The following is a 26,136-nucleotide window of genomic DNA, read 5'->3' as shown; positions in this document are numbered from 1 at the left end:
GCTTTCTCCTTCCCGACTTTCTTTATCTTTGCGACATGACAGAATTTGCATCATATATCTTCATCGATCCGGAAGTACGTTTCGGTAAGCCTTGTTTAAAGGGCACACGAATTGCTGTTGGCGATGTGCTGCAATTGTTGGCACAAGGATCTTCGCACAAAGAAATACTGGCTGATTTCCCTTTATTGACTGAACAACATATCCTGGCTGCTCTTGCATTTGCCGCCAACAGGGAATCAATGATTAAAATGATCGCAGCCTGATGAAATTATTACTGGATGCAAATATTTCCTGGCGGCTGGTAAAGTTGTTGCAAGAAAAAGGGATTGATTGTATTCATGTTGAACAAACTGATTTGCCGGTTCCGGCAACAGATAGATCCATCTGGAAATTTGCATTAACAGAAAATCTTATCATTGTTACTAACGATGAAGATTTTTTAAATCTCTCTAACCTTTATGGTTTTCCTCCGAAAGTCATTTTGATCAAGACAGGAAATATGCGAACTGTTTACCTGTTTGAATTGATAATAAAACATTTTTCTTCCATCAACGAGATTTCAAATTCTACAGACATTGGTCTGCTTGAAATATATACCAAATCATGACCCGTCAATTTTTAATCGAACAAATTCAGCAAAAGCAATCATACTTGTGTGTTGGCTTAGATACTGATCTTACCAAGATTCCAAAACATTTACAATCACATCCTGATGCGATGTTTGAATTCAATAAAGCAATCATCGATGCTACCTTGCCGCATTGCGTAAGCTATAAGATCAACACTGCGTTTTACGAAGCTATGGGAGTGAAAGGATGGGAAGTAATGGAACGCACGGTCAATTATATTCCCGATACGCATTTTAAAATTGCTGATGCCAAGCGTGGCGATATCGGTAACACCTCTTCACAATATGCACGGGCTTTTTTCGAAGCCATGAATTTTGATGCAGTAACTGTTGCGCCATATATGGGTGAAGATAGTGTGCGTCCATTTTTAGAATACGAAGGTAAGTGGGCGATTGTGTTGGGACTTACATCCAACAAAGGCGCCAATGATTTTGAATTGAAACAGCTCCTCAGTGAAAATGGCGAAACACATTTACGTGCAGAGTTTTTATACGAACGTGTTTTACGCACTGTTGCTAAATGGGGTACTCCTGATAATTTAATGTTTGTAGTTGGTGCAACACAAGCTGAAGAGTTTGTAAACATCCGCAGCATTATCCCTGATCATTTTTTATTGGTGCCCGGTGTTGGTGCACAAGGTGGAAGCTTAAAAGATATTTCAGAAAAGGCAATGAATGGCGATTGCGGGCTTCTTGTTAATGCTAGTCGTGCAGTTATTTATGCTTCAGGTAAAGAAGATTTTGCAACAGAAGCTAAGGCGATTGCAGAGCAGTATCAATTTGAAATGAAATCTTATTTGAAGTAAGAAGTTGAAAAATCCCGTCAGTGGTTGAAAACCCTGACGGCGGTTGTTGAAACATTTATTTCATCTCATTCATCATCACCTCTTTCACCTTCTCCGCCCATCTTGTATAATCTTTTGCTGAAGGATGTAATCCATCATCAGCAACTAATGTTTTATCAGTTGCTGCTTCTCTTGTAAACGGCGTGATGTTGATGTAATGCACTTTATACTTTTTCGCTATCTTTTCATTGATGGCATTAAATGCATCAATCTCTGTTGCAATTTTATTTTTATCCCTGTCTTTTGCAAATGGTGTTACACCCCAATCAGGAATACTTAAAACAATTACATGGTTTGTTTTGTCACCTGCATAACCTATTGCCTGCTGCAGCAATTCTTCAAACTGCTGTGCATATTCTGTTGCACTACGCCCACGGTATTGATTGTTAACACCAATCAGCAGTGTTACAAAATCAAACGGCACTGCTAATCGTACCCGACTTAATTGCTCCTGCAGTTCATCAGTCGTCCAGCCGGTTTTAGCAATGATCGCCGGCTCATCGATCGTTATTTTTTCTTTTTGCAACAATGCAACAACCTGGTGCGGAAAGTTTTTTTCTGAAGGAACACTTTCGCCAATGGTATAAGAATCACCAAGGGCGAGATAGGTGTATTTTTTTTGTGACGTGTTTGTTGGCATCTTACTGCTGTTGCATGAAATGGTTAGAAATAATAAGAGAACGATTGCGTTTAGGAATTGCATAAGGCTGATAAATATTTTGTAGAAGTTCAAATCGAAATATATGCTTTATGCATGTTGTTGTGAATTTAATTTTCAGGAATACCGGTTTTAAAGCTACCGCTTCCCATCGTCCACCATGGCCGGATATCGTAAGTTAAACGGCCGGCAATTATTGCAGGATCCGTTTTAACCAACATTTCGATCTCTTCTTTTGTTTTGCAACCGGGTGCAGACGCATCAAAAATAAATAGTCCAACCCAGTCTCCACCATCGCCAAATGGCCCGGCAACTTTCAGTTTTCCTTCTTTATGTAAGCGTGCCATGTTCGCCATATGTCCTTCCTGTATTTTCGCAGCCGTTGCAGAATCCTGCGAACGATTATTGCCTTTCAGCAACATCACAAACCAGTAAGGCTGGATTTTTTCTTTCGGTTTTTCAGTTCCCTGTTGCGCATAGGCAGTGCAGGCTGTACCCAGTAAAATGAAAAGAAGAAAATGTTTCATACAGGAATCGTTTGATTGGCGAAAAAGTACAACTTTTTTGTGTGGATGCCCACACGTACATTTGTTATCTTTTAAAACGAACGTCTTTGCTATGTCAGTGAAACAAGACTTATTTCAAAGCCCCGATTATTTTTTAGTAGATGAGCTGTTAACCGAAGAACATAAGTTGATTCGTGATGCAGTTCGCAGCTATGTGAAAAAAGAAATTTCTCCTATTATTGAAGACTATGCACAAAAAGCAGAGTTTCCTGTACAGATCGTAAAACAAATGGGCGACTTAGGTTGCTTTGGCCCAACGGTACCCGTTGAATATGGCGGTGGCGGTTTAGATTATATCAGTTATGGATTGATGATGCAGGAATTGGAACGTGGCGATAGTGGCGTGCGTTCAACTGCAAGTGTGCAGGGAAGTTTAGTGATGTATCCAATCTATGCGTATGGCAATGAAGAACAGCGTAAAAAATATTTGCCAAAGCTTGCAAGTGGCGAATGGCTGGGTTGTTTTGGATTAACAGAGCCCAATCATGGTAGTGATCCGAGCAGCATGTTGACGAATATAAAAGATGCAGGTGATCATGTTATTTTGAATGGTTCAAAAATGTGGATCAGCAATGCACCTTATTCACAGGTAGCTGTTGTATGGGCAAAAGATGAAGAGGGTATTGTGCGTGGTGTAATTGTGGAAAGAGGAATGGAAGGATTTTCAACACCAACAACACATGGCAAATGGAGTTTGCGTGCAAGTGCAACTGGCGAATTGGTTTTTGATAATGTAAAAGTGCCAAAGGAAAATATTCTGCCGAATGTAAAAGGATTGAAAGGGCCGTTGGGTTGTTTAACCAAAGCACGTTATGGTATTGCATGGGGTGTGTTAGGTGCTGCAATGGATTGTTACGATACTGCTTTGCGTTATAGCAAAGAACGTATTCAGTTCGATAGACCAATCGCCGGATTTCAATTGCAACAAAAAAAGCTGGCAGAGATGATCACTGAAATAACCAAAGCACAATTATTAAACTGGCGTTTAGGTGTATTGATGAGTGAAGGCAGAGCTACACCGCAGCAGGTAAGTATGGCAAAGCGTAACAGTTGTGAAATTGCAACAAATATTTGCAGAGATGCCCGACAAATGTTAGGCGGTATGGGTATTACCGGAGAATATTCTGTGATGCGTCACATGATGAACCTCGAAAGTGTGATCACTTATGAAGGTACACATGATATTCACCTGCTTATTACAGGTATGGATGTTACCGGTATCAATGCGTTTAAATAATCATTATTTGTTTTTAAGTAAAAGGATATCTTAACAGGATATCCTTTTTTTATGGGTATCTTTCTAACACAAAGAATTTCAACCGTTTTGCCTTATCCGGATTTAAGTTTCTTTTTTTGGATGCAACCATTTTTTATGGCATCCATCTTGCAATACATCCGGCGGCAATTTCTTTTTCCTGCCATTACTCTGTGTAAACTGACTGTAATTCAACCCGATTTCTAACAAAAAAATGTATCTGTATGGTAACAGTAATCATTCCGGTATTGAATGAAGCCGAAACAATTGAGAATGTAATCAAATTTGCGTTTGAAAATGAAAATGTTTCAGAGGTAGTTGTGGTAGATGATAAATCATTTGATGAAACAGTAGCAAAAGCCACAGCAGCAGGAGCGAAAGTAATCACGAGTACCAAGCTTGGAAAAGGAGCATCAATGAAAGAAGGGATGCTGTGTGCAACAAATGAAATTTTAATTTTTCTGGATGGCGATATTGATCCGTATCCACCCAATACAATTCGTGATCTTACCGATCCGATAATTAACGATACACATGATTTTGTAAAAGCAACATTTGGCCGCAATGCAGGTCGTGTAACCGAACTTGTTGCAAAGCCATTGCTGAATATTTTATTTCCTGATCTGTCCGAATTCGAGCAACCACTCAGTGGTATGATCGCCGGTCGTAAAAAATATTTTGAAACGATTGACTTTTATGATGATTATGGAGTTGATATCGGCATCCTCATCGATATGTATTTACAAAAGGCACGCATTACTGAAGTGAACATCGGATACATCGATAATAAAAGTAAACCATGGCAGGCATTGGGAAAAATGAGTAAAGAAGTATCACGTGCTATTATTCAAAAAGCCATGCAGCAGAATAAGCCTAATGCAACACTGGAAGAACTTCAATCATTTTCCGAAATACGGGACCAGATGGATTTTGCTATTCGTGAAAGCGTAATGGGTCTTGAAAAGATCGCCATTTTTGATATGGATAATACAATTCTGCGTGGTCGGTTTATTGATACCTGTGCAAAATTGTATGGCTTTGAAAAAGAGCTATTCAACATCCGTACAAGTGAAACAGATGGTACCAGCATGACAAAGACCATTGCCAAGCTGCTGAAAGGATTAAATCTTTCACAGATATTAGCAGTCGCTGACAGCATTCCATTGGTACATGATGTAAAAGAGGTGGTCAAGGAATTAAAAATCCGTGGTTATGTAGTTGGTATCATCAGTGACAGTTATGATGTGGTAACAAATCATGTTAAAACAAAGATCGGTGCTGATTTTTCGTTGGCAAACGAATTGGAATTTTCGAAAAGTATAGCAACCGGTGAAGTGAAATTGCCTTCATTCTTTTTCAATACAAAAGATTCGCTTTGCAAGCACACGATCTGTAAAACAAATGCAGTGCAGCATATACTGAGCCATTACAAGATCGATATTAATAATGCAATTGCCATTGGTGATAGTGAGAATGATCTTTGCATGATCAAACATGTGGGAGTGGGTATTTCATTTTGTTCAACCAATGAATTATTGAATTATCTTGCCGACCGGCAAATAACTGTTCCATCATTTGGAGAACTACTTGAATTTGCCTGATAAGTATGTCCATCAGGTCGGTTGTTCGAAATATTAACCGTTACAGAGCCTCACACATCAGTGAGCGGAATTTTCTCCTGGTTTCCAGTATCATTGTTGGAGTATCGGTAGGGCTTGTTGCTGTGGCCCTGAAGAAAGCAGTGCATGCAATTCAGTTTTGGTTGCGTGAATTATTTCGAGGGCATGATTGGCAATATTTGTATTACCTGTTGCCGCTCATTGGTATTTTGATTACCGTATTTTATGTTCAGAAGATACGCAAAGGAAAAATCGGGAGAGGTATCAGCGGTATCATTCAATCGATCTCCAAACGTCATGGAAATATCCCACCGGATAATATGTACAGTCACATGGTTAGCAGTGCTGTTACAGTTGGGTTTGGCGGATCGGTTGGATTGGAAGCACCGATTGTAATTACTGGTTCTGCAGTGGGATCAAATATTGCACGTGTGTTTTTGCTGAGCCAGAAAGAACGTGTTGTATTGCTTGCTTGTGGAGCTGCAGCAGGTATTGCGGCTGTGTTTAATACTCCGGTTGCAGGTGTGTTGTTTGCAATGGAAGTATTGCTGGCAGAGTTTTCTATTCCTACATTTATTCCCATTTTGATTGCATCTGCAAGCGGTGCTGTAATATCCAGGTTGTTATACAATGAACATTTGTTTTACCTGCTTACAAAGGAATGGCAAATTGATGCGATCCCGTTTTATTTATTGTTGGGTGGCTTGTGTGGATTGGTATCAGTTTATTTTATGCGTGTGTATTTCTGGACAGAGAAAAAGTTTGCCGCTTCTTCCTCTATTCTTCCGAAAGCAATTGCAGGAGGCCTGACGTTAGGCCTGTTGATTTTCTTTTTTCCTGTATTGTATGGCGAGGGGTATTCTACGGTATCTGCTTTATTTAACGGTGATACAAGTAAGCTGCTTGATAATACATTTTATGGTGAATGGGTTACAAACCCTTATGTGTTACTGCTGGTAGTTATTGCAATTGTTTTGTTTAAAGTAGTTGCTTCTGCCATTACTATTAACGCCGGTGGAAACGGTGGCATTTTTGCACCTACATTATTTACAGGTGCTGTTACCGGGTTTGGGTTTGCTCATTTTTTTAATACCACCGGTTGGAAAGAATTGCTCACCGTGAATTTTGTTGCGGCAGGCATGGCCGGTATCATCAGTGGTGTTGTACACGCACCATTGACAGCTATCTTTTTGATTGCAGAAGTAACAGGTGGTTATACATTGTTTGTGCCGTTGATGATCGTGGCAGCCGTGAGTTATTTTATCAGCCGTGCATTTGAACCTTACTCTATTTATACAGAGAAATTGGCGCAGAAAGGATTTAAGGTTGATGACCGGGAGCTTGTACTGTTGAATAATATTAAGCCTGAAGCAATTATTGAACGGAACTATATTTCGTTGAAACAGGATGATCGTTTTCGCAAATTGTCAGATGCTTTTTTAGTAACAGATCAAACAGTGTTCCCTGTTCTGAATGAAGACAGGAAGTTGGCAGGTCTTGTTTATATTGATGATGTAAAATCTATCCTGGTTCGGGAAGAGGTATTCGACGTAAAACTTGTTCGTGAAATAATGGTAAAACCGCAATACAGCATATCCATTAAAGATGATATACAAAAAATTATGCGGTTGTTTGATCTATCCGGTTTATGGTATTTACCCGTACTGAATACTGACGGAGCTTTTATTGGTTTTGCCGATAAGCGAAAATTACTTGGGTTGTTACGTGAAACACTTACATCTCATCATCTCGCCGGTTAATTGTTATAACTGTTTTAACTTCTCTTCATCAAATTCACGCAGTGATTTAAGCTTCAGGTCTGCTGCATTCCATTTCGGGTGATCATAATCTTGAAGCGCCGGCACAATCACACATTTCATACGTGCAGCTTTTGCAGCAATCATTCCATTAAACGAATCTTCAAATGCAATACATTCCATTCCTGCTACTCCTAACGCTGCAGCACAATTGAGATATACTTCAGGATGTGGTTTGCCAAACGGAAGTTTTTCTGCAGATGTTATTGCATTGAAACTGTTTTGCAGATCAAGTTTTTTCAATACTATGTCAACCAACGATAGGGGAGAAGAAGTTGCAAGTCCAACCTTCAGCGAATGTGCTTTCATGAAAGAGATAACATGATCAACCCCGGGGAAGGCGATTCCTTTCTCGTCAATTTTTGAAATGGCTTTACTGATGATGGTATCTATAGCAGTCGCTGAATGGTCTATTGATATATCAAAATAATGGAACCAATGCTGAATCCATTCTTCTGTGCGCAAACCTGTTGATGAGTGGTATTGGTCAGGTGTAAGTTCTTTGCCAAATTCTGCAAGGGTTTCGCTCCCGGCTTCCTGCCATAACGGTTCGCTGTCAATGAGTAAGCCATCCATGTCGAAAATAACCGCCTTCAATTTCATGGCGCAAAAGTAGGGGCAATTAACGTTGTAGTAATAACCCGACAACCTAAAATTAATGTTTGCCAATATTACCAAATTGTTATCTTGCACCACCCCTCCGGGGCGTCAATCAACTTTAACCATGTCAACTTTCTTCGAACGAATAAAGAATTTGAATTTGTTGCGTCGTGTGGTGTACGGTGTTGTTGGTGTTATCACTTATCCCGGCGTTGCCCTCATCAACAAACTGCAGGTAAATGGTGCGGAACGATTAAAGGATCTTCCAAAACGTAATGTGCTGTTTGTAAGTAATCATCAAACGTATTTTGCTGACGTAATCACTTTCCTGCATATCTTTTTTGCAGCCAAGTGGGGTAAATATAAAGGATTGGGTGTTCCTTACTACCTGCTGAACCCTATCACAAAAATTTATTATGTGGCAGCAGCAGAAACCATGAAAGATACATGGCTCACCCGTTTGTTTGCCAGTGCAGGCGCACTCACGGTGAAGCGTACATGGCGTGCAGAAGGTAAGGAAGTGCAGCGGGGTCTCGATCCTGGTGATACAAGAAAAATTGCAAGAGCGTTAAACGATAGCTGGGTGATCACATTCCCGCAGGGAACAACAAAGCCATTTGCTCCGGGCCGTAAAGGAACCGCTTACATCATTAAACAAAACCAGCCCATTGTTGTGCCGATTGTGATCAATGGGTTTTGGCGTGCATTCAATAAAAAAGGATTGAAGTTTAAAAAGAAAGGCAGCATTCTTTCCGTTACTATCAAAGAACCCATGAACATTGATTATAATGCGCCTGTTGAAGAAATTCTCGACCAGGTAATGGATGCGATTGAACAAAGTAAAAAGTATATGCTCAAAGGGAAGCACCACCTGATGAGCGTGATCGATAAATAATTCTGCAGACAGAGCAAACAAAAAAGGATGAATTGTTATTCATCCTTTTTTGTTTTAAAGCCGTATCAGAACGGGTTGTACTGCTTGTATTATTCATTAACTTTAAAACTGCCAAAAACTACTGCATGTATCACGCAACCAGAAAAAAAGTACATATTCTTCTTCATCCCGAACTGGGTGAAACCAAATGGGATAAGACCATCAACGCATTTATTATATTTCTGATTATATCAAACGTATTGGTGGTTATTCTTGAAACTGTACCATCGTTACATGATAAATACGAGACATTCTTTTATTACTTCGATCTTATTTCTGTGATCATCTTTACAATAGAGTACATATTGCGTGTATGGAGTTGCGATCATGATCCACGCTACAGTCACACGTTTTTTGGAAGGGTCAAGTATATGTTCTCTGTTGAAGGCTTGATCGATCTGCTGGCTATTCTTCCCTTTTATGTACATGTTGTTGTTGGGCTCGACCTGCGGATGTTGCGTATTCTTCGTCTGCTTCGCTTCTTACGTTTGTTCAGACTCACGGCTTATATGAAATCGGCAAAAATGATCAGGAATGTATTTGTAAAACGGGCAAGCGATCTGAAGTTGAGTGTGGTGCTCATTCTTATTCTTATCATCATTGCATCCAGTGTAATGTACTTTGCTGAACACACTGCTCAACCTGCCGTCTTTTCCAGTATACCCGCAACATTATGGTATGCAATTGTAACGCTCACCACCGTTGGTTACGGCGATATGATACCGGTTACAATAATCGGAAAAGTAATGACAGGTGTTATCATGTTGAGTGGTGTTGCCATCTTTGCTTTACCTGCCGGTATTATCACAGCAGGTTTCCTGGAGGAGGTGCAGCACTTGCGTGGAAAGAAAACAGTTAAGTGCCCTCATTGTGGTGAGAGTTTTCACCCGGATGATCATGATCGTCATCATACTTAAGGAAGTAAGAATGGGTTCAATTTATAAGCTTATCATCATTTGCCTGTTGCTGCAGAGTAATACTGCTGCACAATCCCTTTATATCCGAGGTAAAGTTTTGGATGCCGAAACCGGGTTGCCACTTTCCAACGCCAGCATATTTATCAATAATTCAACTACAGGAACTATAAGTAATGCAACAGGTGAATTTCAATTGGGACCTTTTGCTCCCGGCAGTTATGAAGTGATTGCTTCATTTGTTGGGTATGACAGATTGTTATATGCAGCCGATTTGCAAACAGTTTCGCTTCGCATTACATTCCAAATGACAAAGAAAGATAGTGAGATGCGTGAGCTGCTCATCTTGCCGGAAGAAACCCGCATGAAATATCTTGAAGCGTTTAAATTAAATCTTTTGGGCGAAACAAGTGCTGCAAAACGTGCAAAGATCCGTAACCTGAAGGATGTACAATTTGCAGCTACACAGGATAAGAATGAAATTGTTGCTTATTGCGATACAACAATTGTCGTTGACAATCCGGAGTTGGGTTACGTGGTTCATTTCGACCTGGTTGATTTTTATTTGAATCGCCGTACCGGCGAATCGAGGTTTTATGGTTATACCCGTTTTCAGGAGAAAGATGAAAATGGAACTGTAAAGCGAAAATGGTTGAAACGTAGAAGAGAGGCTTATGAGGGCAGCAGTATGCATTTTTTCCGGAGCCTTGTAGGCTGCACGTTAAAACAAGAAGGATTTGATATGCAAAACGTTTATAAAAAGGAGATGAAGCCGCAACCAGATCAGCCGGTAGTAATACAAGCATCACCTGCAGGAATCAATAACAGTTTCAATATAGCAGTGCCTGTAACAGAAGACAGTGTGTTACGGGTATACAGAGATTCCGGTTATAAAATCTATCAATTAAAAACTGCAGATTGGCTGAGGATACTTTACAATAAAAATACTGACCTCAAAGAGGATATCATGCGTAGCAGGATTATCGGTGGTCAGCCACGAACAGGAACAGTTACCGGTCTTCGCCCTTTCCATCCTCCGATCCTTGTTGATAATCGGGGCAGGGTACTTTCTGCAATGGGATTTTATTATGATGGCATGTGGTCGTATGAACGGTTGGCTAATATGCTGCCGGAAGATTATGTGCCGGAGTGAGTTTTCAAGGCCGGTAACAAACGCAACAAAGGTTATTTTAAAAACAACCTTTGTTACATGTAATACATGAAGTGAAATATTGAAAAAAATTACTCCTCCGCAAACAACGCCTTCAACTCTGCTGCATCATTTGGTTTCATCTTTCCGCCAAGAATTAAACGCAATTGTCTGCGACGCAATGCACCTTCAAACAGTTTTATTTCTTCTTCTGTTTCAGGAATTAATTGTGCTACAGGTTTAGGCTTGCGGTTTGGATCAAGCGCAACAAATGTATAATACGCTTCATTGCTTTTGTATCGGTATTGCTGCACGGTATCTTCACCCCACACTTTCATGTGTACTTCCATAGAACTGTTGAATGCTCTTGATACTTTGGCTTCAATATGCACAACGTTCCCCAGCTTGATTGGGTTTTCAAACGAAATATTATCAACGCTTGCTGTTACTACTGGTGAGTTACAATGCTTGCCTGCTGCTAATGCAGAGGCAATATCCATCCAATACATTAATCGGCCACCCATAAGGTTGCCAAATACGTTGGTATCGTTGGGGAGTACCAACTCTGTCATTATAATAAATGATTCTTTTGCTGTTTTGCTGTTCATTTGAATAAGTTTGGCTGTAAAGTCACTAAATCGCAAATTAATCGAAGAAAATTCTTTGTGCTGCGTTCTCTATTTGTGGTAAAAGAAAAAATCCCTCTCGGTTGGGAGAGGGATTGTATAATCAGATCACCAACATCGCATCTCCATAACTGAAGAAACGGTATTTGTCTTTAATTGCTTTTTTGTATGCTTCCATTGTAAGATCGTAACCGGCAAATGCACAGGTCATGATCAACAGACTTGTTTTTGGCAAATGGAAGTTTGTAACTAATGAATCGGCGATATTAAAATTGTAAGGAGGGTGAATGAAAATATTCGTCCAGCCTTCACTTGGTTTTAATAACTGCTGTGCAGTAAAGGAAGTTTCCAATGCACGCATGGTTGTGGTGCCAATAGAACAGATGCGGTTTTTTCCTTCTTTTGCTTTGTTTACAATTTTGCAAGAGAAGTCATCGATCTTGTAATACTCTGCATCCATTTTATGTTTGCTCAGGTCTTCCACTTCAATAGGGCGGAAGGTTCCTAAACCTGTATGCAATGTTACTTCTGCAAAACGCACACCTTGAATTTCTAAACGCTTTATCAATTCCTGGCTAAAGTGCATACCTGCAGTTGGAGCTGCAACAGCACCTTCATGCTTTGCAAACACTGTCTGGTAACGCTCACGATCTTCATCATCCGGCTTGCGCTTAATATATTTTGGAAGTGGTGTTTCACCCATCGCATACAATACTGTGCGGAACTCTTCATCAGTACCATCAAACAGGAAACGAATTGTACGTCCACGTGAAGTAGTGTTGTCAATTACTTCAGCAACCAGATCTTCTGTTTCGCCGAAATATAATTTATTACCAACACGTATCTTTCTTGCGGGATCTACAATCACATCCCACAAACGGTTTTGCTTATTTAATTCACGGAGAAGGAACACTTCAATTTTAGCACCTGTTTTTTCCTTTCGGCCATACATACGGGCAGGAAATACTTTTGTGTTATTGACTACAAAAACATCTTTGTCGTCGAAGTATTCCATGATGTCACGGAACTGGCGGTTTTCAATTTGGCCTGTTTTGCGGTGAACCACCATCAAACGGCTGTCTTCACGTTTTTTTGTAGGATTCTGGGCAATGAGATTGAGGGGTAGATCGAACGTAAACTGTGATAACTTCATACTGCGTTTTATAATTTTAGTAACGGGTGCAAACGCAGCGTTGAGGTGAGTATTCGGGAGTGACTCTCCAAACCCCGTCTTACGGCACCGGGTTTGAACCTGTTACTTTTTAATGCGTGCGAAGGTAAGGAATTTAGGCGAAAATCGGGGAATTTTATCCACAACCAAAGCTGCAGGGTATAAGCTGATCACTGCGAACTTATTCATCAAGTTTAGGATTGTAAAGCCTGGCCGGGAATGGCTGACAGCAATTGGCGGGTATAATCTGATTTGGGTTTGAAATAAACTTCTTCAGATGTGCCCATTTCTTCTATTTGCCCTTTGTTCATCACAATAATGCGGTCGCAGATATAACGCACCACCGAAAGATCGTGGGAGATGAAGATGGAGGTGAAGTTGAATACCTGCTTCAGATCGTTGAGCAGGTTCAGCACCTGCGCCTGTACACTTACGTCCAATGCCGAAACTGATTCATCCCAAACTATAAACGATGGATGCAAAGCCAATGCCCTTGCTATCACGATCCGTTGCCGTTGTCCGCCACTGAACTCATGTGGGTATCGGTTGAAATGATCAGGAGTTAGATTCACTTTTTCCAACAGCTCCATCACTTTTTCTTTCGCCCTTTTTTGGCTGGGTTGAAGTTGATGCACCAGCATTGGTTCAGCAATGGCATCGCCGATGCTGATACGTGGATTCAGGGATGAATAAGGATCCTGAAAAACGATCTGCAGATCTTTTCGTTGTTGTTTGAATGCAGCGGATGATTGGTTGAGGATGTTTTCACCATTCAGTAAAATGCTACCCGATGTTGCATCAACCAAACGAAGCAATGCTCTGCCCAATGTTGTTTTGCCGCAACCACTTTCTCCAACAAGTCCTAATGTTTCACCATTGTAAACATCGAAGCTTACATTGTTCACGGCTTTAATGTAAGAAGAAGATTTGCCAAACAGTTTTTTCTGCTCCGGAAACCAAACGTTCAGGTTTTGTATTTGAAGAAGAGGAGTAAGGACTTGGGAATTTGGTATTTGGTAATTGGATTTTGGATTTTGTACATTGGGATTTGGATGTTCATTTTCCAATTTCGCCTTTCCATTTTCTACACCTAAAAAATCACTCACCACCGGCAAACGTTTTCCTTTTGGATGAAGTGCAGGCCGGCAAGCAAGTAAAGCTTTTGTGTACGGATGTTGCGGGTTATCGAAAATATCCCGAACTGAACCTTGCTCTACAATTTGCCCTTTGTACATCACAACAATTTTATCGGCAATATCATGTACTACACCAAGATCATGCGTAATAAACAACACACCCATACCCGTTTCCTGTTGTAATTCTTTTATGAGCAGCAGAATTGTTTTTTGCACCGTTACATCCAACGCTGTTGTTGGTTCATCAGCAATTAACAGTGATGGATTACAACTCATCGCCATGGCGATCATCACCCGTTGCTTTTGTCCGCCACTAAGCTGATGCGGATAACGGCTAAGCATAGCTGCCGGATTGGGCAACTTCACTTTTTCAAATAATTGCAATGTTCGTTTGGCAGCTTCTTCTTTGTTTACTTTTTGATGCAGTTGAATGGCTTCCATCACCTGCATACCGCAAGTAAAAACAGGATTGAGTGAACTCATTGGTTCCTGGAAGATCATGGCAATTTCATTACCACGAATACTTTGCAATTCTTTTGCTGAAGCCTTGAGCAGGTCAATGACAGATCCGTCTTTTTTTGTGAAGAAAATATTGCCGTTGGGATAAGAAGCCGGCGGTTGTGGAATTAATTGCAGTGCAGAAAGTGCAGTAACAGATTTGCCTGATCCGCTTTCGCCCACCACTGCAACCGTTTCTCCTTTGCCAACACTAAATGAAATACCATGTATGGCTTTTACAAAACCATCATCCGTTTTGAAGTTTACTTCAAGTTCGTTTATTTGAAGCAGATCCATCATTGCTCTTCAAATCGCAGATGCTTTACGGTGTTGCCGTTGTTGATCAATTGTTTCAATGAATCAATGCCGATCTTAATATGGTTCTCCACAAAATGAGTGGTGACTTTCTTGTCGCTCTCTTCTGTTTTTACACCTTCAGGCGTCATAGGGCTATCACTTACCAGCAACAAAGCACCGGTAGGAATGTGGTTGAAAAAACCAACTGTAAAAATGGTAGCCGTTTCCATGTCAATCGCCATCACACGAATTTTTTCCAGGTAGGCTTTAAACTCTGTATCATGTTCCCATACACGACGGTTGGTTGTATAAACGGTTCCTGTCCAATAATCACTATCGTAATCACGAATGGTTGTTGATACAGCTTTCTGCAAAGCAAACGAAGGCAACGCCGGTACCTCAGATGGAAAATAATCCTTGCTGGTACCTTCGCCTCTTACTGCTGCAATTGGAAGAATGAGGTCGCCGATTTTGTTCTTATGTTTTAACCCGCCGCATTTGCCGAGGAATAAAACGGCTTTTGGTTGAATGGCCGACAGCAGATCCATTACTGTTGCAGCAGTGGCACTTCCCATTCCAAAGTTGATGATCGTTATACCTTCAGCAGTGGCACATTGCATGGGCTTATCTTTTCCTACAACCTCAACATTGTTCCACTCAGCAAACATGTTTACATAATTGCTGAAATTGGTGAGTAGTATATACTTACCAAATTCGTCCAGTTTTTTCCCCGTGTAGCGTGGCAGCCAGTTCTTAACGATGTCTTCTTTTGTTTTCATCTTTTTGCAATTAAATTCTGCTAAATTAATCATTTACTTTTGAGCAATGATAAAAGTTGATTTTCCTGTGCCTTCATTTCGAATTAAAGAAGAGAATGGTAAGGAAGTGATTTTTGATGATCTGCGTAAGCAATGGGTGCGTTTGACTCCGGAAGAATGGGTGCGGCAAAACCTTATTCAATACATGTTACAGGTAAAAAAATACCCGGCGGCGTTTATTGGAATTGAAAAAGAAATTGCACTGGGCGAATTAAAAAAACGTTTTGATCTGTTAGTGTTTGACCGCAATCATCAACCGTGGATGATGATCGAATGCAAAGCAATGGATGTGGAGTTAACAGATAAAGTGTTAGAGCAGATCATACGCTATAACATGTCGGTTCCGGTAAGCTATCTCGTGATCAGCAACGGTACATATACCTATGCATGGGTGAAAGAAAAAAACCGACTCATCAGTATAACTGAATTGCCGGTTTTTGATTAGCTTATGTTAGATTCTACAAGTGTTTCAGGTGCTCCGTTTGAAAATAGGTGTGTTGATTCTCTTTCAGGTTAGCAACGGCTTTTTGATAAAACAAATCTACAGTTGCAGTAAAGCTTAAAAAAGGGTGTTTTAACGGATTCTTTCTGCGGTACAAACACTTGTATGCAAATCTCTAAAACATTTTGCGGCGCTTCTTGAATGTGCTTTTGTTCCTCAAGTATCTTTGCCTCGCTGTTTTACTTAAACAGTATTACATCAATCATCAAGCTCATGGATGTAGAGATTCTTTCCCGCATACAATTCGCTTTCACCATTGCCTTTCATTACATCTATCCTCCCATGAGTATTGGTTTGGGGCTGATCCTTGTGATCATGGAGGGTATGTATCTCAAAACCGGCCGTAAGATTTATGAGGATGCAACCCGTTTCTGGATAAAAATATTTGCGCTCATTTTTGGTATTGGCGTCGCAACGGGAATCATCATGGAATTTGAGTTTGGTACCAACTGGGCAACGTATTCAAAATATGTGGGCGATATTTTCGGAAGTGCCCTTGCAGCGGAAGGCATTTTTGCTTTTGCACTTGAATCTGGTTTCCTCGGCATACTCATCTTTGGTTGGAACAGGGTGAGTTCAAGAGTGCATTTCTTCTCCACCATAATGGTGTTTCTTGGCTCGTTGTTTTCTGCAATCTGGATCGTTGTGGCGAACTCCTGGCAGCAAACACCCGCAGGTTATCATATTGTAGGTGAGGGCATGAATGCAAGGGCAGAGATCACCGATTTCTGGGCAATGGTATTTAATCCATCTAGTGTTGATCGCTTAACACATGTGTGGATCGGTGCATTTCTTTCCGGTGCTTTCCTCGTGTTGAGTGTAAATGCCTATTATATTATCAGAAAGCGACATCTTGAAATTGCACGGCCTTCTTTTAAAATTGCACTGATCGTTGCCACAGCGTGTTCCTTAATGCAGTTAGTTGTAGGGCATCGAAGTGCGGATGGTGTAGCAAAAAATCAACCGGCTAAACTTGCAGCCATTGAAGGGCATTACGATACGTTGGCGAAAGCCGATATGTTTCTGTTGGGTTATGTAAATAACAAAACGCAAGAGGTGAGTGGATTAAAAATTCCGGGTGGACTTTCGTTTTTGCTGCACGGAAATTTTAATGAACCTGTAAAAGGATTGAATGCGTTTCCTGAAGATGATCGTCCAAAACAGATAAATGCCATCTTTCAATTCTATCATATGATGGTGGCATGTGGTATGAGCATGATTGCTCTGACATTGTTCGCCGTTTGGCAATGGAAGCGCAATCGTTTATTTGAAACAAAATGGTTGATGTGGATTTTTGTATTCAGTGTAATATTACCTCAGATCGCTAACCAGGCGGGATGGTTTGCTGCAGAAATGGGAAGGCAACCATGGGTGGTGTATGGATTGCTTCGCACTTCCGATGCCTTATCGAAAACAGTAACCGCAAACCAGGTATTGTTTTCACTGATCATGTTTACAGTTGTGTACATATTACTCTTGGTTTTATTTCTGTATCTGCTAAACAAGAAAATAAAGCACGGTCCTGTAAGTGATCATGCAAAAGAAGAACTTGAAGAAAGCAGTAAACGTAACAACCCAATCATGCAACAATAAGTATGGAAACATTTCTCGGATTAGATTATAATGTTTGGTGGTTTCTTGTGTTTGGCGGCGTGATCAGCGGCTACGCTATTCTCGATGGATTTGATCTTGGCGCAGGTGCTCTTCATCTGTTGCTTAACAAAGAACAAAGCCGTCGTATTGCCATGAATGCCATTGGTCCTGTTTGGGATGGTAATGAAGTGTGGTTGGTAATTGGTGGCGGCGCCTTGTTTGCCGGCTTTCCTGTTGCCTATGCTGCAATCTTCTCTGCCTTTTATGTTCCTTTTATGATCTTCATGGTTGGTTTGATCTTTCGTGCAGTAGCCATCGAGTTTCGAAGTAAAGAACCAATGCTTTGGTGGCGCAAAACATGGGATATCGTTTATAATATCGCCTGCATCGTTATTGCACTTTCGTTAGGATTGATGTTGGGTAACGTGGCCTATGGTATTCCGTTGAATGCAGACAAAGAGTTTGCAGGTAACTGGATGTCGTTCTTTCATCCGTTCCCGATCATGGTGTCAATCACAACGTTGGCTCTCTTTCTAATGCATGGAGCCATTTATCTCACCATGAAGACAGAGAACAGGCTGTACACCAAAATGCATTTGCTGGGGAATAACTTCACTGTGTTTTTTGTGTTGAGTTTTGTGATCACTACTTTGTACACGTTACTTTATATTCCGCATCTCAGCGATCAATTCAAACAAAATCCGGGGTTGTTTATTCTGCCGGTTTTAATGATCCTTGCTATTGCTAATATCCCAAGACAGATCAAGAAAGGGTTATACCGATATGCATTTCTGAGTTCAGCACTTACAATAGCTTTGTTGTTGATCATGGTAGCAGTGGAAATATTTCCATACTTGCTTTACGCCAGTAACGATATTGAGAACAGTATCACCATTCACAATGCCGCCGCTTCGGCCAAAACAATGAAGATATTGCTCATTATTGCTCTTATAGGTACACCGTTAGTAGGCTTGTACACTGCATTCGTATTCTGGACTTTTAAGGGAAAGGTTAAGCTGGATGAGATGAGTTACTAAAACAAACACAATAAAAGATCACTTGCTGTTTATTACAGTAAGACAGCTCGATTCAAAAGCAATTTTATAGATGATTGTTCAATTAGTCGTTATGATCAAAATGCAGATGCTGCTTGTATGCCCCTGCTGCAATGTGTAAAGCGAACGCTGCAATAGCTGCATCCTTTAACAGGTTAATCAAAGCTAATTTCCGCATTTCAGGTGCTCCTGCATTCATCGAATTGGGTAAGTGTATGGTTAATACAAAAAAGATAAGCATAGCTGCCAGTACATAGCCTGAAATTTTTACAAATTTATTTGTGATAAAAGAAATACCTGCAAGAATAAAGGCTGTTCCAACAACATACACCCAAATTACTCCGCCGGGTAAACCATCCGGTAGGTATATCAATAAGTCGTACGGATTCTTGTAGTGAAAAATGCCAAATGCAATCAGAATTACCGAAAGTAAGTAAATGGCAATGCGTGAGACGATGTGGTAATGTTTCATAACAGGAGGCTTTTGATGAAAAATTATATATCTGTCGTTAACTTTTTCTCAGTCAATTCTACTAGGTGCTGTAATGAAACCGTTTCTTATAGTAATTTATGAAATAATTTGTGGCTATAAAAGTTTTTCTTTTTAAAGTCAGTAAAAGAATTATAATCCCAGCAAAAATGCCATCACATCAACTCCATCAGCATAGTCCATCAGTGCGGGCTGTTGTGCCCGGCCAAATGGAATATGATCAGTGCCAATAATAGCCTGCACCTGCTCATTTCCCTGGAGACTCTTAATGACATCGGATTTTTGCTGATAGAAGCTATAGTGTAATGTGCCAATAGGAGAGAAAACCTGTTCGTTTTCGATCATGACAATACAATCATTGGTCATGTAATAGATATTATTCATAAGATAGATCGCCAACTGGTAATCGTAATTGTTGCGATACTTATGATGATCAAACATCCAGCTGTATTTCCTCAGTGCATTTAACAGCGGCACAAAGTTGTAACCGGTTGGCACATATAATTTGGTAATGTTGCGGCAACCCAGACCGAAATATTGCATCACATCATCGGCTAGCAAAGACAATTCTGCCTCTGTTTCGGTACCTGTTAATATGCCAACAGAAGTTCTGTTTTTTCTGATAATGGAAGGATAGCGGCCAAAATAGTAATCAAAATAACGGGCACTGTTATCACTACCTGTTGCAATGTAGGCATCACAATCTTTCAACATGCTGTTGAATTGCACACGTTCTGCAACAGCAGGGTTCCACTCGGTCATCTTTGTTGCAAGATGTTTCAGCAGCACATCATCTTTCGATGAAAGTTTGCAAACCTGTTTATGCCCACTGACAAAAACGCAAAGAAAATCGTGAAAGCCAACAAGCGGAATATTCCCGGCCATTACAATGCCAACAGTCTTCGGAGTAATGTTATCGTCGAGATGATAGTAATCAGCCCAATTACGTAACAGATCATTGTTTAAAAAATTGTCGGCAACAGCTTCTGCTGCAGTTTGTATAAACCTTTGTGTAAACCAATTGTTTAGTTGTTCAGCTTGCCTGCAGGCATTTTGCCATTCGGTTGGTTGTGCAGAAATATATTGTCGTAGTTGGGATAAAATTTCCAGTCTTTGTTGTAAATTCATTCAGTGCTTTGCTTTACATTTGAGATGCAAAAGTAATTCAAAACTAACCCTAAAATTTTCAAACAGTATGGCTATAAAAATTACAGAAGAATGCATTAATTGCGGAGCATGCGAACCAGAGTGTCCCAATAATGCGATTTATGAAGGCGGTGTAGAATGGGCGATTGCGGATGGAACAACAGTAACAGGTTCTTATACCCTGATTGATGGCAGTGTGGTAGATGCTGCTGCTAAGAATGCACCGGTAAGTATGGATACGTACTATATTACACCAAACAAGTGTACGGAGTGCCAGGGCTTTCATGAAGAGCCGCAATGTGCTTCGGTTTGCCCGGTTGACTGCTGTGTACCAGACGAAATGTATGTAGAAACTGTAGAAGATCTGTTGGCTCGAAAAGATCGTTTACACTTGGCATAATTTTTCTCTCAGATGGATGAGTTCCCGTAAGAACGATTCCGGAATACAGCGGGTGATATTTCCCGTTAAAAAAAGGTGAAGGCTTGAAAACCTTCACCTTGCTTTTTATATCTTGCACGCATGAAGAAGTTATCGTTTGTAGCAGTGTTGGTTGTGTTTTTGGTTTCGTGCCGCTGGGAATTCAACAAAACAGATAAGCCCGAAAATGCTGTAATGGCAGAGCAGCAATTGCAGGAAATGGTTGATACGGATAAAGCTTTTTCAGCCGTAAGCGAAAAAAGCGGGATGAAAAAGGCCTTTCTTGAATACATTGCTGATGATGCGGTATTGCTTCGCCCCGGTTTTTTACCAATTGTAGAAGGAGATGTTATTAAATTCCTGAATGCCCAGGAAGATACTTCCTTTACCATGACATGGGAGCCTAAAGGCGGAGACATTGCATCGTCAGGAGATATGGGATATACTTATGGTGTATACAAGGTTGCAACTGCCGACACTACTTTAATGGGCACTTATTTAAATGTTTGGCGCAAACAGGACGATGGAAAGTGGAAGTTTGTGATCGATACAGGGAACCCCGGCATTGATAAAGATAGCATCGAATAATACGAATTACTGGCAGGATTATTGACAAGAAAAGCCTGCCTGAAAATAAAAAAAACCGGTTCATAAATTTAACCGGCAGCAGTAATAAAACCATCCGGTAAATGAATCAACCATTGAATATTGCCCTTGTTACGGGCGGGTATAGCGGCGAAGCAGTGATCTCTTACAAAAGCGCCACTACTATTTATAATCATCTTGATAAATCGAAGTTTAATGTGTTTGTAATTGATGTTACAAACGAAGGGTGGTTTTATAAAGTGGGAGATAAGCATGTTTCACCCGTAGATAAAAACGATTTCACCATTACCGTTGACGGTAGAAAGATCAGTTTTGATTGTGTGTTCATCGGCATGCATGGTACACCCGGTGAAGATGGAAAACTGCAAGGTTATTTTGATGTATTAGGATTGCCTTATACATCTTGTAGCTCAGCAACATCAGCCATTACATTCAATAAACGATATACTGTGGCAGTTGCTGCTTTTGCAGGTATCAATGTGGCGAAGAGTGTACACCTGTTCAAACATCAGCCAATTGATGCAAGCGACATCAAACTGAAGCTACCTGTATTTGTAAAACCGAATAATGGTGGCAGCAGTATTGGCATGAGCAAAGTGAGCAAACAGGAAGATCTTGCGGCTGCAATTGAAAAAGCATTTAATGAAGATACACAGGTGTTGGTGGAAGAAATGATCACCGGCCGTGAATTCACTATTGGCGTGTTTAAACATAAAGGTGAAATAGTAGCAATGCCAATGACTGAAGTGAAGGCAGATGCTGATATGGAGTTCTTCGATTTCGTGGCAAAATACCAAGGTAAGAGTACAGAAATAACGCCGGCTGAGGCAAGTGATGCGGTTTATCAAAAGGTGAGTGAAACGGCAAAGAAAGTTTATGCTGTATTTAATTGTGCGGGTGTAATAAGGATCGACTTTATTTACAATGAAGAGCGTAATGAACCGTTTATGCTTGAGATAAATACCATTCCCGGGCAAAGTGATGCGAGCATTGTGCCACAACAAGTGAGAGCAATGGGTTGGAAACTTGACGATTTTTATGCAGCTTTAATTGATCAGGCAATGGCCGATCATCAAAAAAGATAGTTTACATTAAATTCAATACCCGTGTTTCAATTCGTTACAAACCGTTCATTTTTTGTCAACCTGCTGATCGCCATTGTGCTCGGCCTTACGATTGTGTTTGTGTTCTTTCAATTGCTCGATCGCATTACGCAGCATGGTAAATATGTAAAAGTGCCGGAGGTGAAAGGAAAGAATATCGATGAAGCCCGCACATTATTGGAGCAACAGGGTTTCCAGGTGGAGGTGCAGGATAGTATTTATTACGATAGTCTTCCCCGTTTGTCGGTGGTAAAACAATCACCGCTTCCGGAAGAATTGGTAAAGGTCAACCGCACTGTATATCTTACTGTTAACAGGGCCCAGCCACCATTGGTTTCCATGCCCAACTTTGTTGGTCAAACATTCCGTAGTGTGTTATTGCAATTAAATGCGCTTGGATTAAAACTTGGTGACACTTCTCAGCGACCTGATTTTGCAGTAGGCTCTATACTTGAACAAACCTATAACGGTAGCCAGATTAGACAAGGAACCAAAATTCCGATGGGTAGCCGCATCAGTCTTGTGTTGGGGGGCGGTATTAAGCAAACTGAAGTGCCGGTTCCTGTGTTGTTGGGGCTTACTTTTGCAGAAGCAAAAGTTTTGCTGGAGAGTAATGACCTTTTGCTCGGTGCAGTTGTGGTTGATGGAGCAGTTGGTGATAGTTCGGCTGCTTATGTCATCAGGCAAAACCCACCTGTCCGTGATGATGAAGGCAGGCCGATACGTATCAGGGGTGGACAATTGATCGATCTCTGGATCAGTATGGATCGTTCTAAGATCGATAGTTTACAACGACCCAAACCTGTGGTTGAACAAAAAACTGAAAACGAATATTAAAACTATAGAAATGAAGACCATTACTGCTGAAGAATTGAAAGCAAGAATTGATGCGGGCGAACAATTGAATATTGTTGATGTGCGTGAACCACATGAGCATGCAGAATTCAATATTGGCGGCACGTTATATCCGCTTGGCCGCATTTTATCAATGGATGTTGATGAATTGGAAAACTTAAAAGACCAGGAAGTGATCTTTTATTGCCGTAGCGGCAACCGCAGCGGGCAGGCGTGCATGTTCGCAGAAACAATGGGTTTTACCAATGTAATTAACCTTACAGGTGGTATGCTTAACTGGAGAGAAAAGTTCAGCGTTTAATTTTTTTTCAATTGAAATAAAAAAGAGAGGGCACTTTTAAAGTGCCCTCTCTTCATTTATAACTTGATGTTGATTCCGGCCATGAAATTTCTTCCGGCCATTGGATAGTAATAATTTTCTGTAACGGTTTGTGCAGCATAAATATAGCTGAAGCTATAGCCATTTGTTTCATACATTTTATCAAACAAATTACTTAACTGGAATGTAAGATTGATCTCTTTTACGCCCTTAAAACGTAATGCGTAATTCAAGCGAAGATCACTCACAAAAAACGGATCAATACTTCTTGCTTTATTTCCTGTGTTGTCAAGATATTGACGTGATACATATTTATTCAGTAAACTGATCTCGCCATTTTTAACCGGAATAAAATTGAGTGTAAAACCTGCAACCGCAGAAGGAGAGAAAGATAGCGCCGGACTTTTAAAGGAGTTTTCCTTTTGTCCGCCATTATCATAATCATCTACATATTCGGTAAAGTTGAGAATCCGGTTGTCGCTTAACGTAAGATTACCGGCAAGGTTGAACCATGAAGCTGGTTTAACTCCTGCCTGCAATTCAACACCTGCACGATAACTTTTCGCTACATTGATACGATTGTAAGCACCAACATCATTTACTTTTCCTGTAAGCACAAGTTGGTTCTTATAATGCATATAATAACCGGTAACACTCCAGTTATACATTGCTTTGCGTTGTTCAATATTTAATTCAAGATCATACAGTGTTTCATGCTTTGGCTGTTGGTTTACGCCTGCTTCAAAATCATCACGGTTGGGTTCTTTGTTTCCAATGCTGAACGATGCAAAACCAAGCCAGCCATTTCCATCAGCATATGAAATGCCGATTTTAGGATTGGCAAAAAAGAAATCACTACCCGACTGCAGTGTTGGATTTTTTCGAAATCCATCAATAGAGTGTTTTACATACCGATACTGCAGATCTGCAAAAGCTTCCCAACGGCTGTTAATGCGGCGCTGATACTTTGTATAAAAATTGAAGTCGGTTTTATAAGCAGTAAGGTCATACCATTTATAATCTTTTGTAACAGGCTCTTCACTCCAGATGATCTTTCCGTAGTGCTTCCCATCATAACGGGTAAAGGCTCCGCCAAAAGTTAACTGATCGTTATTGCGTTTGTATTGTGCCGAGAATGTAGTGCCGTAAAACCAGTTGTCTAACCAAAGCTGGCGAATGATATCCGATTCAACTGCATTCAAACCATAATCGTCTAATGATTCATTGCGTTTGTATTCTTCGTAATAACCAAGTCCACGTGTGGCGAATAATGCTGCATTGATATTCCAGCTTTTATTCAGTTCGTGATTTAACAACAGTTGATAATGATCCTGGCGATAATTATCGGTTTGATTGTTATAACGGAAATAGTTATAAGTACGATTATTGTCTTGTCTGAAAAGATTCAACGAATCTTCCGGAGTATCATACAGATAGTAGTTGTTGTAGTAATGTTCCAGCAACTTTGCTTCATCTCCTCTGAGTTTTGCCTCAGGGATACCATTCCATGATTGGTATGTTTTTTCTTTTCCTGTAAACGCATTTAAACGAAGAGAAGTTTTTTCATTAATGTAGGCTGCTGATAAATAAGCTGAACGCAGATTTGATGAACCTCTGTCAATAAAACCATCGCTCTTAATTAACGATACACGTCCGTCGATTGTGAAATGTTTGCCGATCAAACCAGAACCGGCTTTGATCGTATGTCGCCAGCTGTTGAATGTTCCAAACCCATTATTCAATTCTGCATACGGTTTTTCATAAAACTCATTTGTGCTGAGGTTAAGTGTGGCACCAAAAGCACCTGCGCCGTTTGAAGAAGTGCCAACACCCCGCTGTATCTGAATAGAATTTACAGACGAAGAAAAATCGGGCAGGTTCACAAAAAACAAACCCTGACTTTCGGCATCGTTATAAGGTATACCGTTCAACGTCATGTTGATCCTTGTTGCATCGGTACCACGTATGCGTATACCGGTGTAACCAATTCCATTGCCTGCATCAGAATTTATTACAACAGATGGAGTTTGATTAAGAATGAAGGGGAGGTCCTGTCCCAAATTCATCTTCTCAATTTCTTTTTTATTGAGATTGGTTTTGGCAAACGGCATGCGGTCGCCTGCACGAATGGCCGAAACTTCTACGGGTTTCAGGAACAAAGGCTGTGCTTCCAATGTTGCAGTGAGCTTGGTTTCCTTTTCAGTAACTGAAATTGTTTCTTCGAATTGTTTAAAGGCAACGGTGCTGATGCGCACGAGATAAGTGCCTTTTTGCCTTAATAAAATAGAGAATCTTCCTTCACTGTCGGTTTGTGTTGTTCCATTGCCTGCAACTTCAACAGTTGCACCTGAAACGGCGATCTCATTGTTGTTTTTTTCGGTGACGACACCACTCAGTTTGTACTGAGCCATTGCGAGTTGTTGTGAAATAATCATCAACATTCCCAGCATCAATTTTTTCATTTCTGAATCACTTTTACGGTTAAAAATTGAATTGGAAATGCTGCGTAACGGAGAG

27 protein-coding genes are annotated in these 26,136 nt (G+C 40.5%); 17 read left to right on the top strand and 10 right to left on the bottom strand.

What is annotated here, in order from left to right; all coding sequences use genetic code 11:
• The first annotated feature begins 35 nt into the window (after nt 1-35).
• Genes VK159_RS03350 through pyrF form a run of 3 tightly spaced genes read left to right on the top strand, consistent with a single transcriptional unit; the run spans nt 36 to nt 1,434 of the window.
• Nucleotides 36-263 carry a DUF433 domain-containing protein gene (locus VK159_RS03350; protein WP_324228724.1) on the top strand — a complete coding sequence of 76 codons (228 nt, stop codon included), beginning with the start codon at nt 36-38 and terminating at the stop codon, nt 261-263.
• Nucleotides 263-607, top strand: a complete 345-nt coding sequence (locus VK159_RS03345) for a DUF5615 family PIN-like protein (RefSeq protein WP_324228723.1) — start codon at nt 263-265, stop codon at nt 605-607. The genes VK159_RS03350 and VK159_RS03345 overlap by 1 nt, the downstream gene beginning before the upstream one ends.
• Nucleotides 604-1,434: an orotidine-5'-phosphate decarboxylase gene (gene pyrF / locus VK159_RS03340; RefSeq protein ID WP_324228722.1), complete on the top strand. Its 831-nt coding sequence runs from the start codon at nt 604-606 to the stop codon at nt 1,432-1,434. Before VK159_RS03345 ends, pyrF begins: the two co-directional genes overlap by 4 nt.
• 55 nt (nt 1,435-1,489) lie before the next feature.
• On the opposite strand, the gene VK159_RS03335 is transcribed toward pyrF, so the two are convergent.
• Nucleotides 1,490-2,113, bottom strand: coding sequence for an SGNH/GDSL hydrolase family protein (locus VK159_RS03335; protein WP_324228721.1), 624 nt, complete (start codon nt 2,111-2,113; stop codon nt 1,490-1,492).
• Between the two features lie 128 nt (nt 2,114-2,241).
• Nucleotides 2,242-2,658: a hypothetical protein gene (locus VK159_RS03330; protein WP_324228720.1), complete on the bottom strand. Its 417-nt coding sequence runs from the start codon at nt 2,656-2,658 to the stop codon at nt 2,242-2,244.
• A gap of 91 nt (nt 2,659-2,749) precedes the next feature.
• Here VK159_RS03330 and VK159_RS03325 point away from each other — a divergent pair, with 91 nt between their 5' ends.
• The 3 genes from VK159_RS03325 to VK159_RS03315 all read left to right on the top strand — a co-directional run bounded on the left by VK159_RS03325 (nt 2,750) and on the right by VK159_RS03315 (nt 7,331).
• Nucleotides 2,750-3,934 carry an acyl-CoA dehydrogenase family protein gene (locus VK159_RS03325; protein ID WP_324228719.1) on the top strand — a complete coding sequence of 395 codons (1,185 nt, stop codon included), beginning with the start codon at nt 2,750-2,752 and terminating at the stop codon, nt 3,932-3,934.
• A 242-nt stretch (nt 3,935-4,176) separates the two neighbouring features.
• Nucleotides 4,177-5,553 carry an HAD-IB family phosphatase gene (locus VK159_RS03320; RefSeq protein WP_324228718.1) on the top strand — a complete coding sequence of 459 codons (1,377 nt, stop codon included), beginning with the start codon at nt 4,177-4,179 and terminating at the stop codon, nt 5,551-5,553.
• A gap of 5 nt (nt 5,554-5,558) precedes the next feature.
• Entirely contained in the window at nt 5,559-7,331 is a 1,773-nt protein-coding gene (locus VK159_RS03315) for a chloride channel protein (RefSeq protein ID WP_324228717.1), read from the top strand.
• A 3-nt stretch (nt 7,332-7,334) separates the two neighbouring features.
• Here the strand turns inward: VK159_RS03315 and hxpB are convergent, their stop codons facing one another.
• Nucleotides 7,335-7,991, bottom strand: a complete 657-nt coding sequence (gene hxpB, locus VK159_RS03310; protein ID WP_324228716.1) for a hexitol phosphatase HxpB — start codon at nt 7,989-7,991, stop codon at nt 7,335-7,337.
• A 121-nt stretch (nt 7,992-8,112) separates the two neighbouring features.
• Here hxpB and VK159_RS03305 point away from each other — a divergent pair, with 121 nt between their 5' ends.
• The 3 genes from VK159_RS03305 (at nt 8,113) to VK159_RS03295 (ending at nt 10,989) form a co-directional block, all read left to right on the top strand.
• The gene (locus VK159_RS03305; protein WP_324228715.1) at nt 8,113-8,883 is read left to right on the top strand and encodes a lysophospholipid acyltransferase family protein; all 771 of its coding nucleotides are present in this window, start codon (nt 8,113-8,115) and stop codon (nt 8,881-8,883) included.
• A 125-nt stretch (nt 8,884-9,008) separates the two neighbouring features.
• Nucleotides 9,009-9,839, top strand: a complete 831-nt coding sequence (locus VK159_RS03300; protein WP_324228714.1) for an ion transporter — start codon at nt 9,009-9,011, stop codon at nt 9,837-9,839.
• A complete protein-coding gene (locus VK159_RS03295; protein ID WP_324228713.1) occupies nt 9,820-10,989 on the top strand; it encodes a carboxypeptidase-like regulatory domain-containing protein in 1,170 nt (389 codons plus the stop codon). Before VK159_RS03300 ends, VK159_RS03295 begins: the two co-directional genes overlap by 20 nt.
• 89 nt (nt 10,990-11,078) lie before the next feature.
• Here the strand turns inward: VK159_RS03295 and VK159_RS03290 are convergent, their stop codons facing one another.
• The 4 genes from VK159_RS03290 to VK159_RS03275 all read right to left on the bottom strand — a co-directional run bounded on the left by VK159_RS03290 (nt 11,079) and on the right by VK159_RS03275 (nt 15,493).
• Nucleotides 11,079-11,594 (bottom strand): acyl-CoA thioesterase, encoded by a 516-nt coding sequence (locus VK159_RS03290; protein WP_324228712.1) that lies wholly within the window; start codon nt 11,592-11,594, stop codon nt 11,079-11,081.
• A 121-nt stretch (nt 11,595-11,715) separates the two neighbouring features.
• Nucleotides 11,716-12,765, bottom strand: a complete 1,050-nt coding sequence (gene queA / locus VK159_RS03285; protein ID WP_324228711.1) for a tRNA preQ1(34) S-adenosylmethionine ribosyltransferase-isomerase QueA — start codon at nt 12,763-12,765, stop codon at nt 11,716-11,718.
• Between the two features lie 212 nt (nt 12,766-12,977).
• Nucleotides 12,978-14,717 (bottom strand): ABC transporter ATP-binding protein, encoded by a 1,740-nt coding sequence (locus VK159_RS03280; protein ID WP_324228710.1) that lies wholly within the window; start codon nt 14,715-14,717, stop codon nt 12,978-12,980.
• Entirely contained in the window at nt 14,714-15,493 is a 780-nt protein-coding gene (locus tag VK159_RS03275) for an AMP nucleosidase (protein WP_324228709.1), read from the bottom strand. Before VK159_RS03275 ends, VK159_RS03280 begins: the two co-directional genes overlap by 4 nt.
• Nucleotides 15,494-15,539: 46 nt before the next feature.
• Between VK159_RS03275 and VK159_RS03270 the strand changes: the two genes are divergently transcribed.
• From VK159_RS03270 to cydB, 3 genes are all read left to right on the top strand, one after another.
• The gene (locus tag VK159_RS03270; protein ID WP_324228708.1) at nt 15,540-15,977 is read left to right on the top strand and encodes a type I restriction enzyme HsdR N-terminal domain-containing protein; all 438 of its coding nucleotides are present in this window, start codon (nt 15,540-15,542) and stop codon (nt 15,975-15,977) included.
• Between the two features lie 270 nt (nt 15,978-16,247).
• On the top strand, nt 16,248-17,627 hold the full coding sequence (locus tag VK159_RS03265; RefSeq protein ID WP_324228707.1) for a cytochrome ubiquinol oxidase subunit I: 1,380 nt from the start codon (nt 16,248-16,250) through the stop codon (nt 17,625-17,627).
• Between the two features lie 2 nt (nt 17,628-17,629).
• On the top strand, nt 17,630-18,664 hold the full coding sequence (gene cydB, locus VK159_RS03260) for a cytochrome d ubiquinol oxidase subunit II (RefSeq protein WP_324228706.1): 1,035 nt from the start codon (nt 17,630-17,632) through the stop codon (nt 18,662-18,664).
• A gap of 82 nt (nt 18,665-18,746) precedes the next feature.
• Here cydB and VK159_RS03255 read toward each other — a convergent pair whose 3' ends face one another.
• Nucleotides 18,747-19,154: a hypothetical protein gene (locus VK159_RS03255; protein WP_324228705.1), complete on the bottom strand. Its 408-nt coding sequence runs from the start codon at nt 19,152-19,154 to the stop codon at nt 18,747-18,749.
• Nucleotides 19,155-19,304: 150 nt separating this feature from the next.
• Entirely contained in the window at nt 19,305-20,300 is a 996-nt protein-coding gene (locus tag VK159_RS03250) for an acyl-CoA reductase (protein ID WP_324228704.1), read from the bottom strand.
• A gap of 67 nt (nt 20,301-20,367) precedes the next feature.
• Here VK159_RS03250 and VK159_RS03245 point away from each other — a divergent pair, with 67 nt between their 5' ends.
• From VK159_RS03245 to VK159_RS03225, 5 genes are all read left to right on the top strand, one after another.
• Nucleotides 20,368-20,718 carry a 4Fe-4S dicluster domain-containing protein gene (locus tag VK159_RS03245; RefSeq protein ID WP_324228703.1) on the top strand — a complete coding sequence of 117 codons (351 nt, stop codon included), beginning with the start codon at nt 20,368-20,370 and terminating at the stop codon, nt 20,716-20,718.
• Nucleotides 20,719-20,838: 120 nt separating this feature from the next.
• Entirely contained in the window at nt 20,839-21,324 is a 486-nt protein-coding gene (locus VK159_RS03240) for a YybH family protein (RefSeq protein WP_324228702.1), read from the top strand.
• 101 nt (nt 21,325-21,425) lie between these two features.
• Nucleotides 21,426-22,427 (top strand): D-alanine--D-alanine ligase, encoded by a 1,002-nt coding sequence (locus VK159_RS03235; RefSeq protein ID WP_324228701.1) that lies wholly within the window; start codon nt 21,426-21,428, stop codon nt 22,425-22,427.
• 21 nt (nt 22,428-22,448) lie between these two features.
• Complete coding sequence (locus VK159_RS03230; RefSeq protein WP_324228700.1) at nt 22,449-23,282, top strand: PASTA domain-containing protein; 834 nt, start codon at nt 22,449-22,451, stop codon at nt 23,280-23,282.
• A 10-nt stretch (nt 23,283-23,292) separates the two neighbouring features.
• Entirely contained in the window at nt 23,293-23,601 is a 309-nt protein-coding gene (locus tag VK159_RS03225; RefSeq protein WP_324228699.1) for a rhodanese-like domain-containing protein, read from the top strand.
• A gap of 56 nt (nt 23,602-23,657) precedes the next feature.
• Here VK159_RS03225 and VK159_RS03220 read toward each other — a convergent pair whose 3' ends face one another.
• Nucleotides 23,658-26,081, bottom strand: a complete 2,424-nt coding sequence (locus tag VK159_RS03220) for a TonB-dependent receptor (RefSeq protein WP_324228698.1) — start codon at nt 26,079-26,081, stop codon at nt 23,658-23,660.
• Nucleotides 26,082-26,136: the final 55 nt, after the last annotated feature.

Source organism: Lacibacter sp. (genome assembly GCF_035299325.1).
Lineage (GTDB): Bacteria > Bacteroidota > Bacteroidia > Chitinophagales > Chitinophagaceae > Lacibacter.
The sequence above is the reverse complement of the archived record's forward strand: the minus strand, read 5'-3'. Positions and strand labels throughout refer to the sequence as shown.